This is a genomic window from Streptomyces sp. PKU-EA00015 (assembly GCF_013387495.1).
Classification (GTDB): Bacteria; Actinomycetota; Actinomycetes; order Streptomycetales; family Streptomycetaceae; genus Streptomyces.
In genome coordinates this window covers 219,407-236,269 of record NZ_JABZEE010000005.1, presented here as the reverse complement: position 1 = coordinate 236,269, position 16,863 = coordinate 219,407, and the positions used below count along the sequence as shown (strand labels likewise).

Sequence of the window (16,863 nt, the reverse complement as noted above, 5' to 3'; positions counted from 1 at the left end):
CCCGTTAGGCATGGGCGATACTAGAGGCCCAGGCAGACGGGGCGGGCGGGCGGTCCGGACGTCCCACTGCCCAGCCAACAGCAGACTACGCAGCGGGAGAGAGGGGGAGCGCGTGCGGCTGCCGCTCCTGGCACTCCTCACCCGGGGCCCCGCGCACGGCTACGAGCTCAAGCAGGACCTTGAGAAGCTCCTGGGCGCCGCGTACCCTCAGCCGAACGTCGGCCAGATCTACGTCACTCTCGGCCGGCTGGAGAAGAGCGGCCTGATCGACGGCGAGGACGTCGAGCAGTCGGGCCGGCCCAACAAGCGGACGTACCGGCTCACCGACGCCGGGCGCGAGGCCGTGCTGGCCTGGTTCGAGGAGACCACCGACGAGCCGCGGGTGCGGGACGAGTTCTTCATGAAGATCGCGCTCGCGCCGGAGTCGGGGCTCGCCGACCCGATCGCCCTGATCAACAGACAGCGGCGGCAGTACCTCAACACCATGCGGGAGCTGTCGAAGCTGGCCGCGTCCGAGGACCGGGACAACAGGATCTCCCAGTTGCTGATCGAGGGCGCCATGCTGCATCTGCAGGCCGACCTCGACTGGCTGGAACGTTGTCAGGAGGAGCTGGAATGAGCGACGACGCGCCATCCGGTGGTCGCAGGGCGCTGCCCGGCGCGGCCGGGTCCGGCGGCCGGGACCGCGGTGACCGGCCGTCCGGCGCCCCGGGCGTCCGCGCCGGCGCGGACGCGGGCTCCTCGCCGCACCCGGACATCCCACCCTCCGGAGCCGGGAGCACACCGATCGTGCGCGCCGAGGGTCTGACCAAGACCCACCACGGCGAGGGCGCCGCCGTGCACGCCGTGCGGGGGGTGGACCTGACCGTGCGGCCCGGAGAATTCGTCGCGGTCACGGGCCCCTCGGGCGCCGGGAAGTCGACGCTGCTGCACCTGATCGGCGGACTCCAGCGGCCCGACAGCGGACGGCTGTGGATCGGCGGCGAGCAGGTCGACGCCTACCGGGAGGCCCGCTGGGCGGTGCTGCGGCGCCGCAGCATCGGCATCGTCTTCCAGTTCTTCAACCTCGTCTCCAACCTCACCGTCGCCGACAACGTGGAGCTGCCCGCGCTGCTCGCCGGGGCGTCGCCCCGGTCGGCGCGCGCCTCCCGCGCGGAACTGCTCGCCGAGCTCGGGCTGGAAGGCCGGGAGAAGTCGATGCCGGGCGAACTGTCCGGCGGTGAGCAGCAGCGCGTCGCGCTCGCCCGGGCACTCGTCAACCACCCCGCGCTGCTGCTGGCCGACGAGCCCGCCGGCAGCCTCGACAGCAAGGGCACCCGTGAGGTGCTGCGGCTGCTCTCCCGCTTCCACCAGCGCGGTCAGACGATCCTGATGGTCACCCACGACGCCCGGATGGCGAGCGCCGCCGACCGCGTCATCAGCTTCTTCGACGGACGCATCGCCGACGACGCGGTGCTCGGCACCGGGCACCGCGCCCCGGGCGGCGGCGTCTCCGGCGTGCTCGAGCTGAGGGACTGACGGTGCGCGCCACTCTGCGCTGGGCGCACGCCGACTTCCGGGCACACCGCGGCGAAGCCCTGTTCGTCGTCCTCGCCAGTGCGGGGATCATCGCCTCCCTGCTCCTGGCCGGCGTGCTGTTCGGCTACGCGGCCAACCCCTGGCAGCGGGTCTTCAACCAGTCCCAGGGCGCTCACATCTGGCTGCACACGCGCGCCGGAACCGACACCACCGGCCTGTCCCGGCTCGACGGCGTGGCCGCGCTCTCCGGCCCGTACCGCACCGCGACGACCACGGTCGAGTCGCGCGGGGCACGGGCGGGTCTCGAACTGCGCGCGACCGGCGCCCGGCCCCCGGAGACCGCCCGGCCGCTGGTCACCTCGGGCAGCTGGCTCGCGCCGTCCGGCGACGGCGGCGCGGCCGCGGTCGTGCTGGAGACGTCGGTCGCCCGGGCCCTGTGGGCGGAGCCGGGCGACACGCTGCGGGTCGCAGGGCCGGAGGGTTCGGCGAGCACGCTGCGGGTCGCGGGCGTCGCGGAGGCCGCGGAGCCGCGTTACCGGCCGGGGGGCGAGCCGGGCATCGGCTGGGTGCTGCCCGGCACGCTCGACAAGGTCGCCCCCGGCAGCGGCGGGCAGACCGTGGGCCTGCGGCTGGACGACCCGGACGACACCGACTTCACCGTCCAGCGCGCGGTGACGCTCCTCGGCGCCGACCACGTCGCCCGGGTGACCAAGTGGCAGCAGGCGCGGGCCGAGGCGGGCGGCGACGACCGGCTGCTGGGCCAGTTGTTCGCCGTGTTCGGGACGGGCGCGCTGCTGGCCGCCGCACTGGCCGCGTCGGGGGCGATCGCCGCACGGGTGCGCGGCCAGCTCCGTGACATCGCGGTGCTCAAGGCCGTCGGGTTCACACCCGGCCAGGTGGTCCGCGGCTTCCTCGTGCAGCACCTGGCCTTCGCGCTGCTGGGCGTCGCCCTCGGCACGCTCGCGATCGCCCTGCTGGGGTCGCGGATACCGGGCCGGATCGGTGACGCGGTCGCCCTGTGGCAGGACCTGCCCGGTCACACGGCCCTGCTGATCGGCCTGCCGTGCGGCGCGGTGCTGCTCATCGCGGTCGCCACGGGCCTCGCGGCCTGGCGTGCCGGACGCGTGCCCCCGGTCCCCGTGGCGCGGGCGGCGCTGCCGACCGCCGCGCCGATGACCGTGCTCGGCAGATGGGCGCTCGGCATGCGGGTGCCGCCCGCCCTCGTGCTCGGCACGCGCGCCGCCTTCGCGCGCCGGGGCGGCGCGGTGGCGGCGGTGCTCCGCCTCGCGCTGCCGCTGGTGCTGATCACCGTGGCGCTCGTCGCCTGGTCGACCCTGGACCAGTTCCGCAGCCACCCGGACCGGGTGGGACTGCCGGCCGCGCTGACCGTACGGGCCGAGCAGCCGGGCGGTCCGACGGAAGCGGAGCTGGAGCGCATCCTCGCCGGCGTCGACGACGTGACAGCGGTCCATCCCGGTGTGGAGACGGCGGCCCTCGTACCGGGCCAGACGGGCACCATCACCTTGCGCGGGCTCGGCACCGCCCACGAGCCGTACCCGTCCGCCGTGGTGGAGGGCCGGGCGCCCGACGGCCCCGACGAGGCGGTCGCCGGCCAGGGGCTGCTGGACCTGCTCGGCGTACGGGTGGGCGACTGGGTGCGGATGACGGTCGAGGGACGGCCGCAGATCCTCCACATCGTCGGCCGCAGCATCGAACCGGAGTCCGGCGGCCGGATCGTCTCGACGACGATCGACACCCTGCGCGAGCGCGATCCCGGCCTGCGGCCCGGATTCCACGCGCTGGTGCTGCGCGACGGCGCCGACCCGCGCGCGGTGAGCGCGGAGCTCGCAGAGGCGGGCGGCGGCGCGCTGGAGATCCGGGAGACGCCCAACCCGGCGGACCGTCTGGAACCGGCGCGCGCGGTGATCGCCGCGCTGATCGTGGTCCTCGCGCTGATCGGCCTGATCGAACTGCTGACTCTGATCGGTACGGGTGTACGCGACCGGGGCCGCGACCTGCTCGCCCTCAAGGCCATCGGCCTGACGCCCCGGCAGATCGGGGCGGTGATCGTGACGGCGGCCGGTCTGACCGCGCTGCTGTCCGCCGTCCTCGGGACAACGGTGGGCGCCGTGGCGGGCCGCCGTCTGGTCGACGCCCAGGGCGGTGCCGGCGGCATGGGCGCGGGCATCGCCCAACTGCCGCCGCTGCCGGTGCTGTTGGCGCTGATCGCCGCGGCGGTGCTCGGCGCGGTGGCGGCGGCCTCGGTCCCCGCGACCCGAACGGCCCGGCGCAGGCCGGCGGACTCGCTGAGCGAGACGCTGTGAGCTGACGGGCCGGCTGCCTTGGCCGGCCGGGTCGGCCGCGGCTGAGTGCGGTGTGCGGCTCGGGAGGTCGCGGAGCGTGTTCCCGTGCCGCACATGTCAGGTCCAGCGCCGGGTGCCGGTCGGTTTGCCGTGCGTGAAGCGGGACGTCCTCGTGAGGCGCCACTCCTCAGCACCCCCCTGCCGGGCCGCCGTTGACGATTTTGTACTCGGGGGTAGGCCCGAGCGGCACTCTTACTATACGGTCCGTCTAACAAGCGGCGGCAAGATCTCGCGAGCCGCCGGTCGCCGCGCGGGCACGAGCGCGGCCGACGGCCCCACAGCCCTCCCGTCGCCCCGACGTACCCCCGGCACATCCCGCACATCCCGCACATCCCGCACCAGCGAACAAGGAACACCACCCACCGCAACGAGGAGCCGCACCATGGCAAGCAGCACCGTTCGGCCGGAGATCCAGGACGGGGCCCCCGACGAGGACCGCGACCACGACGTCGCCCGGCGCCTGCTCGAATCGGCCGCGACGCTGTCGTACGACCCGGTCACGGAGGTGGACTGGGAGACGCCGCTGGACAAGGACTTCCACGGTGCGAGCCCGGAGTGGAGCACGCTGTACGGCACGGCGTACTGGCGGGAGCTGACCGATGCACAGCGCAAGGAGCTGACGCGGCAGGAGGCCGCGTCGGTCGCCAGCACCGGCATCTGGTTCGAGATGATCCTGCAGCAGATGGTGCTCCGCGACATCTACGCCAAGGACCCGACCCAGGCCGGCTTCCAGTGGGCCCTGACCGAGATCGCCGACGAGTGCCGGCACTCGATCATGTTCGCCCGCGGCGCGAGGAAGCTCGGCGCACCGGCGTACCGCCCGCACCGGATAGCGGTCGAACTGGGCAGGGTCTTCAAGACAGTTGCGTTCGGCGAGGCCGCGTACGCCGCGATCCTCGTCGCCGAGGAGGTCCTCGACGTGATGCAGCGCGACTGGATGCGCGACGAGCGGGTCGTGCCGTTCGTCCGCACCATCAACAACATCCATGTCGTCGAGGAGTCGCGGCACATGAAGTTCGCCCGCGACGAGACGCGCAGGCACCTCGAGAAGGCCGGGTGGCTGCGCCGCCAGATCCACGCCTTCGTCATCGCGGTCGCGTCCTACGTCATCGTCACCAGCATGGTGAACAAGGACGTCTACACCAACGCCGGACTCGACAGGAAGCGCGCCGTCGGCGAGGCGAAGGCCAACGAGCACCACAAGTCCCTGATGCGCTCGAGCTGCGCGGGCCTCATGGAGTTCCTGGCCTCGGCCCGACTGCTCACCAAGCCGGCCCAGATGTTCTACAAGCGCGCGAACCTGATCTGACCGCGCCGGACCGAGCTGAGCCCGAAGAGCCGAATCCGAGCCGAACTGAGCTGACGACATGACCTTCGCCATCACCCAGACCTGTTGCAGCGACGCCACCTGCATCGCTGTGTGCCCGGTCAACTGCATTCACCCGACGCCGCAGGAGCGCGCCTTCGGCAGTACGGAGATGCTGTACATCGACCCGAAGTCGTGCATCGACTGCGGCGCGTGCGCCGACGCCTGTCCGGTGGACGCGATCTTCCCGGTGGACAGCCTGTCCACCGCGCAGAAGGAGTACGCCCGGCTCAACGCGGAGTACTTCGAGGACCAGGAGCCCCAACCGGCCGGCGACGGCCCGAACTTCCACTCCTGGGGCGAGCCTGCCTTCGACCGCAGCCTGCCGTCCGACTTCGCGCCGATCCGGGTCGCGGTCGTCGGCACCGGCCCGGCCGGCATGTACGCCGCCGAGGACCTGCTGCTGCACACCAACGCCGAGGTCACGCTGGTGGACCGGCTCCCGGTGGCCGGCGGCCTCGTCCGGTACGGGGTGGCGCCGGACCATCCCGCCACCAAGAAGGTCGGCGACACCTTCGGGCGGTTCCACTCGCACCCACGCGTGCGGATGCACCTGGGCCTGGAGGTCGGCCGGGACATCACCGCGGAGGAGCTCGCGGCGCACCACGACGCGGTCGTCTACGCCGTGGGCGCCTCCGCCGACCGACGGCTCGCGATCCCCGGCGAGGAACTGCCCGGATGCATCTCCGCCACGGCGTTCGTCGCCTGGTACAACGCCCACCCGGAGGTCGCGCCCGACGCGATCGACCTGTCCGCCGAACGCGTGGTCGTGGTCGGCAACGGCAACGTCGCCCTCGACGTCGCCCGCATCCTGGTCGCGGACCCGGACACGCTGGCAGGCACCGACATCGCGGACCACGCGCTGACGGCCCTGCGCGCCGGCTCGGTGCGCGAGGTGGTGCTGCTCGGACGCCGCGGTCCGCAGGACGCGGCGTACACGAGGTCCGAACTGCTCGCGCTCAAGCACCTGGAAGGTGTGGAGCTGGTCGTGGACGACCACGATCCGCGGACCGGTGCGTCGATCGACGCGGCCGGGCCCAGGGACAAGACCGCGGCCCTCCGGGGTGTCACCCGCGGACGTGTCGACTTCTCGCTTCCCCCCGCGCCGGGGCGGCGCATCGTCTTCCGGTTCCATTCCTCGGCGGCGGAGGCGCTCGGCGAGGAGCGGGTCCGTGCCGTGCGCGTCACAACCGACTCCGGCGAGCAGGAGGTTGTGGCCGGCATGCTGCTGCGGGCGGTCGGCTACCGCGGTGTGCCGGTCGCCGGGCTGCCGTTCGACGAGGCCACGGGCACCGTCCCGCACGAGGCGGGCCGAGTGACCGGCCGGCCGGGGACGTACGTCGTGGGCTGGATCAAGCGCGGGCCCTCGGGGGGCATCGGCGCCAACCGCACGTGCGCCGCCGAGACGATCGGCACGCTCCTCGCGGATGCCGTCGCGGGCTCGCTGCCCACGCCGACGGCCCCGCCGAAGGCGTTCCACCGCCTCGCCCGCCGCCGCAACCGCCAGGTCGTCGACGCCCGCGGCCTGGCCGCGATCGAACGGGCCGAGCTGACCCGTGGCCGCCGGGCCGGCCGGCCGAGGGGCAAACTGGCCACGGTGCCCGAACTGCTCGCTGCGGCCAAGGGGGGCCGCTGGGCGCTGTCGCGCTGAGGCACGGGGGTCACGGGCCGTCGGATGCACAGCACCGGACGGCCCGCCGCCGAGGGCTCGTCGGCTCCGAGGGCGAGGGCAGCGAACCGCGCGATGCCGTCCGCGCACCTCCCGGCCTCTGTCGGGTCGCCGGTGCGCACCGAACGGTGGACACGGCAGTACGGCGGCCCCTGGCACTCCACGCCATCCACGGCATCAGTGCCGCAGGAAGCGGCGCAGTTTCGTCAGCGGCCAGGTGTTGATGACATCGTCCGTGGTGAGCCAGCCACGCTGCGCCGTGCCGACTCCGTAGCGCATGTACGGCAGGTGCGTGGTGGCGTGGGCGTCCGAGTTGACCGCGAACTTCACGCCGTACCGCTTCGCTCGCAGGATGTCCTCGTCGCACAGGTCGAGCCGGTTGGGATGCGCGTTGATCTCCAGGGCGGTGGCCGTGCGCGCGCAGGCTTCGAAGACCGCGTCGAAGTCGGCGTCGATGCCGGGGCGTTTGCCGAGCAGCCGCGTGGTGGGATGACCGATGACGGCGACCCAGGGGTTCTCACAGGCGCGTACGAGACGGCGGGTGAGGTCGTGCCGGCTCTGGTTGAAGTGGGAGTGGACCGAGGCCACGCACAGGTCGAAGGTCTCCAGGAAGTCGCGGGGCCAGTCGACCTCGCCCTCCGGGCCGATGTTGAGTTCCGTGCCGTGCAGCAGTCGCATGCCGTTGTGCCGGCGGTCCAGTTCCCGTACACGCTCGCGCTGGGCGAGGATCTTCTCCTTGGTCATGCGCTGCATCGCGAGGTCGGGGGCGTGGTCGGTGATCGCGTAGTAGGCGTAGCCGCGTCCGGCCGCCGCGGCGACCATGTCCTCCAGGGAGGCGAGACCGTCCGTGAGGTCGGTATGTGTGTGCAGATCGCCCCGGATGTCCGCCTCGTCGAGCAGGTCGGGCAGTTCGCCGCGCAGCCCGGCGGCGATCTCGCCGCGGTCCTCGCGCAGGGTCGGTGGGATCCACGGCAGACCCAGGCGGGCGTAGATCTCCTCCTCCGTCTCCGAGGTGATCTTCTTGCCGCTCTTGACGCGGAACAGTCCGTACTCGGAGAGCTTGAGCTTGTGGCGCACGGCGATCTCGCGGGTGCGGATGTTGTGGGCCTTCGACCCCGTGAAGTACTGGAGTCCGGCTCCCCAGGACTCCGGTGGCAGGACCCGGACGTCGATCTGGAGTCCCTTGGTGGTGCGGATGCTGGTCTTCTTCTCGCCCCGGGCGATGACCTCGGCGGTGTACGGAAGGCCGGCGACCGCGTTCATGAAGGGGCGGGACTGTTCCGACGCCACCAGGATGTCGATGTCGCCGATGGTCTCGCACATGCGGCGCAGTGACCCGGCGTAGCAGCACCGTCCGCAGCCGGTGATGCGGGACAGCTCGGCGACGATCTGTTCGGCGGTGTCCATGGCCGCGTCGAGGAGGATGCGGTCGCCGGCCTTCTGCATCAAGGCGATGCCGTGGAGGATGTTCTCCTCGGTCTTCTCGCCGAAGCCCTTCAGGTCGCGCAACCGCTCCTCGTGGATGGCGTCGAGCAACTGGTCCACGGAGGAGATGCCCAGTTCCTCGTAGAGCACCAGGGCCTTCTTGGGGCCGAGCATGGGGATGGTGATCAGCTCGCGGACGCCGGCCGGGATGGTCTCCCTGCGCTCCTCGATGGCGGAGACATGTCCGGAGTGCAGGAACTCCACGATCTTGTCGGCGATGGACCTGCCGACGTTGGGAATCTCCCGCAGCTGCCCGGCGTCCAGCTGGGACACGTCCGCGTGGTAGCCGCCGACCGCACGCGCGGCCTTCTCGTACGCGCGCGCCTTGAAGGCGTCGCCTCCCGTGATGGCGATGAGGTCGGCGTACTCCTGGAGGAGCGCTTGGACCTCCTCATTGGCTCGCACCATGCTTCCAGGATGCTTCGGCGCCGCCGTGCGGGCAGCACGGCCGAGGCCGGCCGCCGGGCCCGTCCCCACGGCGACCGGTTGCCCGGGAGGCACACACGGCTCAACTGTTGATCATGCTGCGGACCTGCGCGTAGACGGTGGCGTCGGTGAGCAGTGCGTTGTGGCCCAGGCACGCGGTCCGGGTGTTGCCGGCGCCCGTGAGGGCGACGCTGGTGTCGGGGTTGATGACCGTGTCGCAGGGTGACCACCAGGTCGCGTACCGCGGGCCTCCTGGCGTCTCGTCACCGGAGTTGAGGGCGGTCAGGAAGTTCGATCCGATGCGCATCTCCGCACACGAGGGGTCGAAGCAACCGTTGGCCGTGTCGGTGCCGTGGTTGGGTCCGCCGAGCGACACCCATGCCTCGGCCCTCGCTTCGCCACCGAGGTTCTTGAGGTAGTGGCGCGAGGAGAGCCCGCCCATGGAGTGGGTGACGACATCGACCTGCGAGGCTCCCGTGGCGGCGAGCAACCGGTCGACCTCACCGGCGAGTTGCTCGGCCGTGGTGGCGTTGGACTGCCGCGAGTCGTAGCTCCACTGGTCGAGGTACGCGGCGGGCCAGCCGTCGTTCCTGAACCGGCTCACCATGGTGTCCCAGTTCGCACCGCTGCCGTTGTAGCCGTGGACGAACAAGATGGGATGGCTGGAGGAGTTGAACGTCGACGTGCCGGCCGCGCCTGCCGGAGTCCCGAACCCCAGGGCCGGCAGCAGGGCGGTCAGAGCAGCGACGATCATGCGTTTTCTCACGGTCACCTCACGGAGTTCCGGGCAAGCGGGACAGCGCGTGGGGGCGCTGGGGGAAACTGTCCAGAGCGTGTCGTTCCCGGGTCACGGAAAGACCAGGAGCGGTCGGCAGAACGCGAGTCCGCAGAAGCCGCAGGGATGAGGCACCGGTGCCGTACGGGGGTGGCGAAAGGTTACTGCTGGGTATCCGGAACGTGGCAAGAGGCGTGCAGGAAATACTTCGGGACCGCCTCGTGCGGCAGGCGGCCTGAGCGTCAGACGACGCAGGAGGGCAGGAAGGCCGGGTCGGCCGGACCGGTGCGCTCCAGCGCGTGCAGGACCCACTGGTGCACCACCGGGTCGTTGGGTGCCTGGTCGTGCTCGATGGCGTTCAGCGGGCAGGCGTCCTGGAGCGTCACATTGGTGACCTCGCGGGCGGATCCGTCCAGGAAGGCGCTGGTGTACGGCGTGACAACCTCGTCGTACCTGGTGGTGACGACGGTGTAGTCGGGGCCGGCGGGTGTCTCGTCCTTGGCGTTCAGTTCGGCCAGGAACTGCGACCCGGCCTGCTGCTCGTCGCATGCCGGACAGGGGCTGCTCTCGGAGCCGGCAGGCAGGGGGATCACGCCCTCTGTGCCGTGATTGGAGGGAACGATGCCGACCAGATCGTCGACCTTCGTCGCACCGCCGAGGTTCTTGATGTAGTAGCGGGGCATCATCCCGCCCTGGCTGTGCCCGACGAGGTCGACCTTGCGTGCACCGGTGGCCCCGAGCACCGCGCCGACGAACGAGTCGAGCTCCTGCGCCGAGTCGGCGATGGGCCCCATGGCGTTGCCGCCGTAATTCAGGGCGAAGACGCAGTATCCCTCGCTCTTGAGCTTCGGGCTGAGCGTCGGCCAGTTCTTGGCCATGTTCTCGAAGGTTCCGTGCACGAGCACGACCGGGTCGGGATGCTCGGCGCTGGGCCTGCACGACCAGTCGTTGGCACCGGGCGGGGAGACATCGGTGGTGTCGGCGACGGCGGACGGAAGGGGCTGGGCGAGGGCAGCGGTGACCGCGAGAGCGGCGGCGGCAAGGATCGGGCGCAGTCTCGGCACGGGGGTGTCCTTCTGTGGCGAACGGAAGCGGGAACCACAAGTCGTGGCTGCGGTGGTCGACGGCGGTGTCCGGCTCCCCCGGGGACGGCGCTGATCGCATCCGTTCACCGGGGCCAGGGGTGGACTCCCTTGGAGTGATCGAATCCCGAACACCGTTCGACAATGTCGTGCGGTGCCGCGATTTTGCGCGTACGTTACCGGCGTGTCAACCCTCCGGGGTCCGCCGTCCCCCTCCTGACCGGCCCGGGAGCCCGCCCGGGTCTGCTCGTGCGGGGCCTTGGGGCTTGACCCAACGCGACACGGGTACCCGCGGGTCGTCAGAGGCCGAGCATCTCAAGGGGCATGCCATGGCCGGCACACATCGCACACCCATGACCAGGTCACCCGCGCAGCAGGCCGCGATGCTCGTCGGAGCGGTGTTCCTCGTCGTGGGCATCCTGGGCTTCATCCCTGGTGTCACCACCGATTACGACACCATGAAGTTCGCGGAGCACGACTCGCAAGCGAAGCTGCTGGGGCTTTTCCAGGTGTCGATCCTTCACAACATCGTGCACTTGCTGTTCGGCATCGCCGGCCTGCTCATGGCCCGCACAGCCGCCGCCGCACGCTTGTTCCTCGTCGGTGGCGGGCTCGTCTACCTGGTGCTGTGGGTCTACGGATTGATCATCGACCACGACAGCGCCGCCAACTTCGTTCCCGTCAACACCGCTGACAACTGGCTCCACCTCGTGCTCGGCGCCGGCATGATCGCGCTGGGACTCCTGCTGACTCGTCGCACAACGCTGACGTCCGGTCACTGAACGGTCAGGTCCCGCCGCGGCCGAGGAGCGGCATCGCTGTCGATCGTCACCTTCCTACGGGATCGAGTCCTCGCTCACCGGACGCCGCCGGCGTCGTGCTGCCCATCGAGACCGCGACCACCTCCGGGAGAAACCGATGTCGCCCTCCATCACAGAGCAGAGCATCGAGCAGCTCGGCGGCGAGGCGAGCGTCCTGACCCGGCAGCGCCGTGACCACGCCGAGCTCGACCGCCTCATGAACCTCTACGCAGAAGGCAGCCAACCGGCACAGGAGCGGCAGCAGACTCTGCAGCACATCATCCAGCTGACCTTCAGCCACGCCTTCGCCGAAGAGACCGTGCTGTGGCCTGCCCTGCGGCGGCTGGCAGACGACGGGGAAGAGCTCACCTCCCGGGTCGAACAGGAGCACCAGGAGATCAACAACCTGGTCGCCGACATCGAGCGCACCAGGCCGGCCGACCCCCGCCACGTCGAGCTGGTCGGCCGGGCCTTCGCCCTCATACGGCAGGACATCCAGGACGAGGAGGATCTGCTCCTGCCACGCCTGCAGGAAGCGCTCCATCATGACCCCGCGCGCTTGCGTCGGCTGGGCACCACGTGGGAGACCGTGCGACGTACCGCCCCCACGCATCCCCATCCGTCAGTGCCCCGGCGCCCGCCCCGCAACGCCGTGGCCGGAGTCCCGCTGAGTGCGTTCGACCGGGCCCGCGACCTGTTCAGGGCCGGTACCCCGACCGGAGGCGGCCGAAGGATCGCGGTGATGACGGCTGCGCTCATCACCGCTTGGTTCGCAGCCAGGCGGGCACGGGCGAATCGCCGCCACGTCGCTGCATTCGAGCAGCGGCGATCCAGCTCGCCCTCCCCGCACGCCGGCCGCTCAGCCGTGGCCCGGGCACTGGCCGGAAGTGCGTGCGGGGTGAGGAGTCTGCGGGGCGAGCGGCGTCGATGGCGCCCTGCGGCCCGCGGCCGCCTGATGCGGCTGCGGAGAACCGTAACCCTCCCCGGTTGACCGGCTGCTCCGACAGACGTTCCATGGACATAAAGGACACATAAGCTGCTGACAGGAGGCGGCCCACCGTGACCACACACGCAGACATCGGGCAACACCCGGACCTTGCCGAGATGCGTTCCCGCTTCGAGCGGGCGACCATCACGCCGCGTGCCCAGGCCGTCGAGACCTTGGCCGTTCTCACTGGCCTCTACCTGGCCGCCTCGCCATGGATCGTCGGGTTCAGCGGGCTGACCAACCTGGCCGTGTGCAATCTGATCACAGGAATCGCCTTTGTCCTGTGCATGGGCGGATTCGGATCCGCATACGAGCGCACCCACGCCATGGCCTGGGCGGCGTGCGCCATCGGCGCTTGGACGATCATTTCCCCATGGGTCGTGTCCGGCGACATGGCCACGACCCGTAGCGTCGTCAGCAACATCATCGTGGGCGTGGTCGCGCTGCTCTGCGGCCTGGCGATGGCCGCTGCGGCCGGCCCGCGAGCCGGAGGCGGCGGCTCCAGTCGGGCAACCAGGCGCGGACCGATCAGCTGACCACCCTTGATCGAAGAACCGGCCCCGGCGACAGGAGCGCGCCGGGGCCTTCTCCTTACGCGGGGCGCGAGGGGGCCGGGCCGCGCGCATGCGTCGTACGTCGCACCGGCCCCTCTTGCCTCCGACGGGACGGCACCCGTACGCTCCCCTCATACCGACTAGCCGGTATGCCGGGCGGGCGCGTCGGTACGCAACGACGCCGGCCCGCCGCCTGCACCGGCCGCCGATCCCACGCGACCGTCGAAGGAGCCGCACAGATGAGCAGAATCAACCACCAGGTGCGTCTGGCTGCACGCCCCGTGGGAGAGCCGCGGCCCACCGACTGGGAGCACGTCGAGGAGCCGGCCGGGGAGCCGGGCGACGGGGAATTCCTGGTGCAGGTGCTCTGTCTGTCGATCGACCCGGCGATGCGCGGCTGGATGAACGCGGGCAGGTCCTACATCCGCCCGGTGGAGATCGGCGAGGTGATGCGCGCCGGCGCGGTGGGAAGGGTGATCGCCTCCCGGCACTCCGGGTTTGCGGTCGGCGACCATGTGTCGGGCTCGTTCGGGGTGCAGGAGTACTGCGTGTCGGACGGGCGCGGCGTGACCAAGGTCGACCCGGCCGCCGCCCCCTTGCCCACGTATCTCGGCACTCTCGGCATGTCGGGCCTGACGGCCTACTTCGGCCTGATCGACATCGGACGTCCCGAGCCCGGCCAGACCGTCGTCGTCTCCGGAGCGGCGGGAGCGGTCGGCAGCGTCGTCGGGCAGATCGCCAAGATCCTGGGCTGCCGGGTCATCGGCATCGCCGGCGGCGAGGCCAAGTGCCGGCTGGTGGTCGACGAGTTCGGGTTCGACGCCGCGATCGACTACCAGAAGGAGGACGTGCGCAAGGCGCTGCGCGAGCACGCCCCCGACGGCGTCGACGTGTACTTCGACAACGTCGGCGGTGACATTCTGGACGCCGTGCTGCTGCGGCTGGCGCACGGTGCCCGCATCGTCGTCTGCGGCGCGATCTCCCAGTACAACAGCACCGAGCCGAAAGGCCCCGCCAACTACCTCTCGCTGCTGGTGAACCGCGCCTCCATGACGGGCATGGTCGTGTTCGACTACGCCGACCGCTACTCCGAGGGCATCGCCCAGATGGCCGCGTGGCGCGCGGAGGGCCGGCTGAAGTCTCTCGAGGACGTGGTGTCCGGCGGAGTGGCGGCGTTCCCCGAAACCCTGATGCGGCTCTTCCGTGGTGAGAACCACGGCAAGCTGGTGCTGAAGATCGCGGACTGACCGGCAGAGGGGAGGGAGAAATCCGGTGAAAGCACTGAGCTACCACGGCCGTCACGACATCCGCTACGGGGATGTCCCCGACCCGGCCGTCACCCGCCCGACCGACGCGGTCGTCCAGGTCACCACGGCGGGCATCTGCGGCAGCGACCTGCACATCTACGATGGCAACGGGTTCAGCCCGGAACTGGGCTACACACCGGGACACGAGTGCGTCGGCGTGGTTGCGGACACCGGCAGCCAGGTCACCCGCTTCAAGCCCGGCGACCGGGTTCTGGTGCCCGCCTCGGTCGGCTGTGCCCTGTGCCGGTCCTGCGCGGCCGGGTTCACGGCCCGATGCGAGCGCGCCAAGTCCAGTACCGAGCTCTGTTACGGAGTCAGCCCGCAGCTTCCGGGCAGCCAGGCCCAGGCCCTCGCGGTGCCGTACGCCGATGTCAATCTGGTACGCCTGCCCGAGGGCATCTCCGACGAGGCCGCCGTCGTCCTGACGGACAATGCCCCCACGGCCTGGTACGGCTGCCGCCGTGCCCGCATCCAGCCCGGTGAGACCGTCCTGGTCATCGGCCTCGGTCCGGTCGGCCTCATGGCCGCCCAGTCCGCCTTCGCGATGGGCGCCGCGCGGGTCCTGGGCGCGGACCTGGTCCCGGAGCGCCGCGCCTTCGCCGCCACCCTGGGTGTCGAGCCGGTCGAGGGCGAGGACACGCGGACGGCCGTACGGGACATGACCGCCGGACGCGGGCCGGACGCCGTGGTGGAGGCCGTGGGCTCGGACGCCACCATCGAACTCGCCCTGAAGGCAGTCCGGCAGGCCGGCCGGGTCAGCGTCATCGGAGTCAACCAGAGCAAGGCGTTCCCCTTCCACATGGGACTGGCACAGGTCAAGGAACTCGAGTTCGCCATCGGACTCTGCTCGGTGCACTACGAGCTCCCTCCCCTGATCGCCCTCGCGCGCGCCGGCCGGATCAAGCCGGAGGTCGTGGTCTCCCACCGCTTCCCCCTCTCCGAAGGCCCGGCGGCGTACGAACTGTTCGCCGGCCGCTCCGACGGCGTCCGCAAGATACTTCTCGACCCCACGCGCTGACCTTCATCGGCCCGCCTCGTCCGATCCTCAGCACCTGACCCGCCCTCAGACCCCGGACCGAGCCGGTCCGGGGTCGGCTGTTTCGGCGGCACTGTGCCCGGCGCATCGCGTCCGCGCGCCCTCACGGCTGCCCCGGCGACGGCGTCGCCGAATGCGCTCAGCGCGGCGGCGGGGGACGCGGCTGAGGCAGCTCAGCCGAGCAGTTCCGCGCTGCCGGCCGGCTCGCGCCGCGGTTGCCCATTGATGCGGTGCCGCTCAATGGAGGAGCGCCGGTACACCTCCTGTCGCACCCGCTGGATCTCCCCGATGGGCCGGTGCTCCTCGCGGGATCGCCACGGGGTGATCGATGTGGCGTCGGCGGCCGTCAGGTTGTCGTCCCCGCCGACGTCCTGGCGCGGAAGGTCCACACGGGCGACGGTCACCCAGGGGGACAGCTCCTCGGGCCACTTCACGGAGGTGTTGTCCACCGGCATGCGGACCGGATCGGTGTTGAGCTGCACCTGGAGCTCGAAGGAGTGGTCCCTCTCCACGGCCTCCGCCACCAGGGTGCGGCGGAACGCCTCGTGGTCCGCGCGCACGTCCACGATCTGGTGCGAGAGGGAGGCCAGGGACTCGGCCGTCGGCACGGTACGGATCTTGGCGATGTGGTCGCCGTACCGGAAGGCGCCCATGCTGTTGTAGGTGTACGACAGCAGGTTCCTGCGCGGGACGGTGGTGAACGACAGCATGGCGAACAGTTCGTCCCACAGCCAGCTGTCGGGGTCGGTGAGGGTGCCCCGGCGCGTCAGGAACTCCGCCATCCAGCTCTTGCGGCGGGCGGGGTTCACCAGGGCCTCGGGCAGTTCGGCGAACAGCTCCTCGATGACCATGTAGTCGTAGGCGGTGTTCGCGAAGAAGACCTCGTTGTTGATCAGGTTGAGGTCGAACGTACCGCTGTCCGGCTCGTCGTCCAGCAGCGAGGGGCCGGGGACGCCGAACATCTTGATGCCCATCCCGCACGCCGCGCCCAGCTGGTGGTCGGGGCGCTGGTGGCCGAGGCCGTTCGAGTAGCGGACGACGGCCTCGTACACGGCGGGCCTGGCGAAGACGCCCTGGCCGTAGAAGCCCGGGTTGTCACCGACCGTGACGGTTGCCTTGAGGAGGCCGTAGGTCTTTCCGTGGGCGGTGCGGACGGCGCGGCCGACGGCCTCGCGCTCGACCGAGGCGCGGGTGCGCTGCGCCACCTGGGCGACCACTGCGTCCAACTCCTCTTGGTAGGTGGGACGTTCGGCGGGGCGGTAGTCCTCGTAGCGGACGGGATCCATGATGGCGCCTCCCTGGCGTGGTGGTGTTCCCTCCAGACGCTAGCGAGCAATTAAATTGTGCACAACATAACTTGCTGTGATGAATCGCACGCCGGACGGTGTCAACCACGCCGGGCAATCGCGCCCGTGGGATCGACACGTGCGAGGCCACGGCCGTCCCGCGGAGCCGCTCCGCTTCCGGTCAATTCTCTGCAGCCATGTGGACACG

Annotated in this window: 14 protein-coding genes; 10 read left to right on the top strand and 4 right to left on the bottom strand. The window is 71.0% G+C overall.

Going from position 1 to position 16,863, the window contains the following annotated elements:
* Positions 1 to 112: 112 nt before the first annotated feature.
* The 5 genes from HW130_RS06010 (at position 113) to HW130_RS05990 (ending at position 6,898) form a co-directional block, all read left to right on the top strand.
* The gene (locus HW130_RS06010) at positions 113 to 619 is read left to right on the top strand and encodes a PadR family transcriptional regulator (RefSeq protein ID WP_177148358.1); all 507 of its coding nucleotides are present in this window, start codon (positions 113 to 115) and stop codon (positions 617 to 619) included.
* The gene (locus HW130_RS06005; protein ID WP_256355886.1) at positions 616 to 1,518 is read left to right on the top strand and encodes an ABC transporter ATP-binding protein; all 903 of its coding nucleotides are present in this window, start codon (positions 616 to 618) and stop codon (positions 1,516 to 1,518) included. The genes HW130_RS06010 and HW130_RS06005 overlap by 4 nt, the downstream gene beginning before the upstream one ends.
* 2 nt (positions 1,519 to 1,520) lie before the next feature.
* Positions 1,521 to 3,842: an FtsX-like permease family protein gene (locus HW130_RS06000; RefSeq protein ID WP_177148357.1), complete on the top strand. Its 2,322-nt coding sequence runs from the start codon at positions 1,521 to 1,523 to the stop codon at positions 3,840 to 3,842.
* Between the two features lie 421 nt (positions 3,843 to 4,263).
* On the top strand, positions 4,264 to 5,190 hold the full coding sequence (locus HW130_RS05995) for a diiron oxygenase (protein WP_177148356.1): 927 nt from the start codon (positions 4,264 to 4,266) through the stop codon (positions 5,188 to 5,190).
* Positions 5,191 to 5,248: 58 nt separating this feature from the next.
* Positions 5,249 to 6,898: an FAD-dependent oxidoreductase gene (locus HW130_RS05990; protein WP_177148355.1), complete on the top strand. Its 1,650-nt coding sequence runs from the start codon at positions 5,249 to 5,251 to the stop codon at positions 6,896 to 6,898.
* 195 nt (positions 6,899 to 7,093) lie between these two features.
* Here HW130_RS05990 and polX read toward each other — a convergent pair whose 3' ends face one another.
* The 3 genes from polX to HW130_RS05975 form a co-directional block, all read right to left on the bottom strand.
* Entirely contained in the window at positions 7,094 to 8,809 is a 1,716-nt protein-coding gene (polX, locus tag HW130_RS05985; protein ID WP_177148354.1) for a DNA polymerase/3'-5' exonuclease PolX, read from the bottom strand.
* Between the two features lie 100 nt (positions 8,810 to 8,909).
* Positions 8,910 to 9,581: a triacylglycerol lipase gene (locus tag HW130_RS05980; protein ID WP_177148353.1), complete on the bottom strand. Its 672-nt coding sequence runs from the start codon at positions 9,579 to 9,581 to the stop codon at positions 8,910 to 8,912.
* A gap of 263 nt (positions 9,582 to 9,844) precedes the next feature.
* Positions 9,845 to 10,666 (bottom strand): alpha/beta fold hydrolase, encoded by an 822-nt coding sequence (locus tag HW130_RS05975; RefSeq protein ID WP_177148352.1) that lies wholly within the window; start codon positions 10,664 to 10,666, stop codon positions 9,845 to 9,847.
* A gap of 371 nt (positions 10,667 to 11,037) precedes the next feature.
* Between HW130_RS05975 and HW130_RS05970 the strand changes: the two genes are divergently transcribed.
* The 5 genes from HW130_RS05970 (at position 11,038) to HW130_RS36670 (ending at position 15,351) form a co-directional block, all read left to right on the top strand.
* Entirely contained in the window at positions 11,038 to 11,466 is a 429-nt protein-coding gene (locus HW130_RS05970; RefSeq protein WP_177148351.1) for a DUF4383 domain-containing protein, read from the top strand.
* 136 nt (positions 11,467 to 11,602) lie between these two features.
* Positions 11,603 to 12,475, top strand: a complete 873-nt coding sequence (locus HW130_RS05965) for a hemerythrin domain-containing protein (RefSeq protein ID WP_177148350.1) — start codon at positions 11,603 to 11,605, stop codon at positions 12,473 to 12,475.
* Positions 12,476 to 12,543: 68 nt separating this feature from the next.
* A complete protein-coding gene (locus tag HW130_RS05960) occupies positions 12,544 to 13,008 on the top strand; it encodes an SPW repeat protein (protein WP_177148349.1) in 465 nt (154 codons plus the stop codon).
* A gap of 257 nt (positions 13,009 to 13,265) precedes the next feature.
* Positions 13,266 to 14,273 carry an NADP-dependent oxidoreductase gene (locus tag HW130_RS05955; protein ID WP_177148348.1) on the top strand — a complete coding sequence of 336 codons (1,008 nt, stop codon included), beginning with the start codon at positions 13,266 to 13,268 and terminating at the stop codon, positions 14,271 to 14,273.
* Positions 14,274 to 14,298: 25 nt separating this feature from the next.
* Positions 14,299 to 15,351, top strand: a complete 1,053-nt coding sequence (locus HW130_RS36670) for an alcohol dehydrogenase catalytic domain-containing protein (protein ID WP_177148347.1) — start codon at positions 14,299 to 14,301, stop codon at positions 15,349 to 15,351.
* Positions 15,352 to 15,542: 191 nt separating this feature from the next.
* Here HW130_RS36670 and HW130_RS05945 read toward each other — a convergent pair whose 3' ends face one another.
* Positions 15,543 to 16,655: a catalase family protein gene (locus HW130_RS05945; RefSeq protein WP_177148346.1), complete on the bottom strand. Its 1,113-nt coding sequence runs from the start codon at positions 16,653 to 16,655 to the stop codon at positions 15,543 to 15,545.
* Positions 16,656 to 16,863 lie beyond the last annotated feature (208 nt).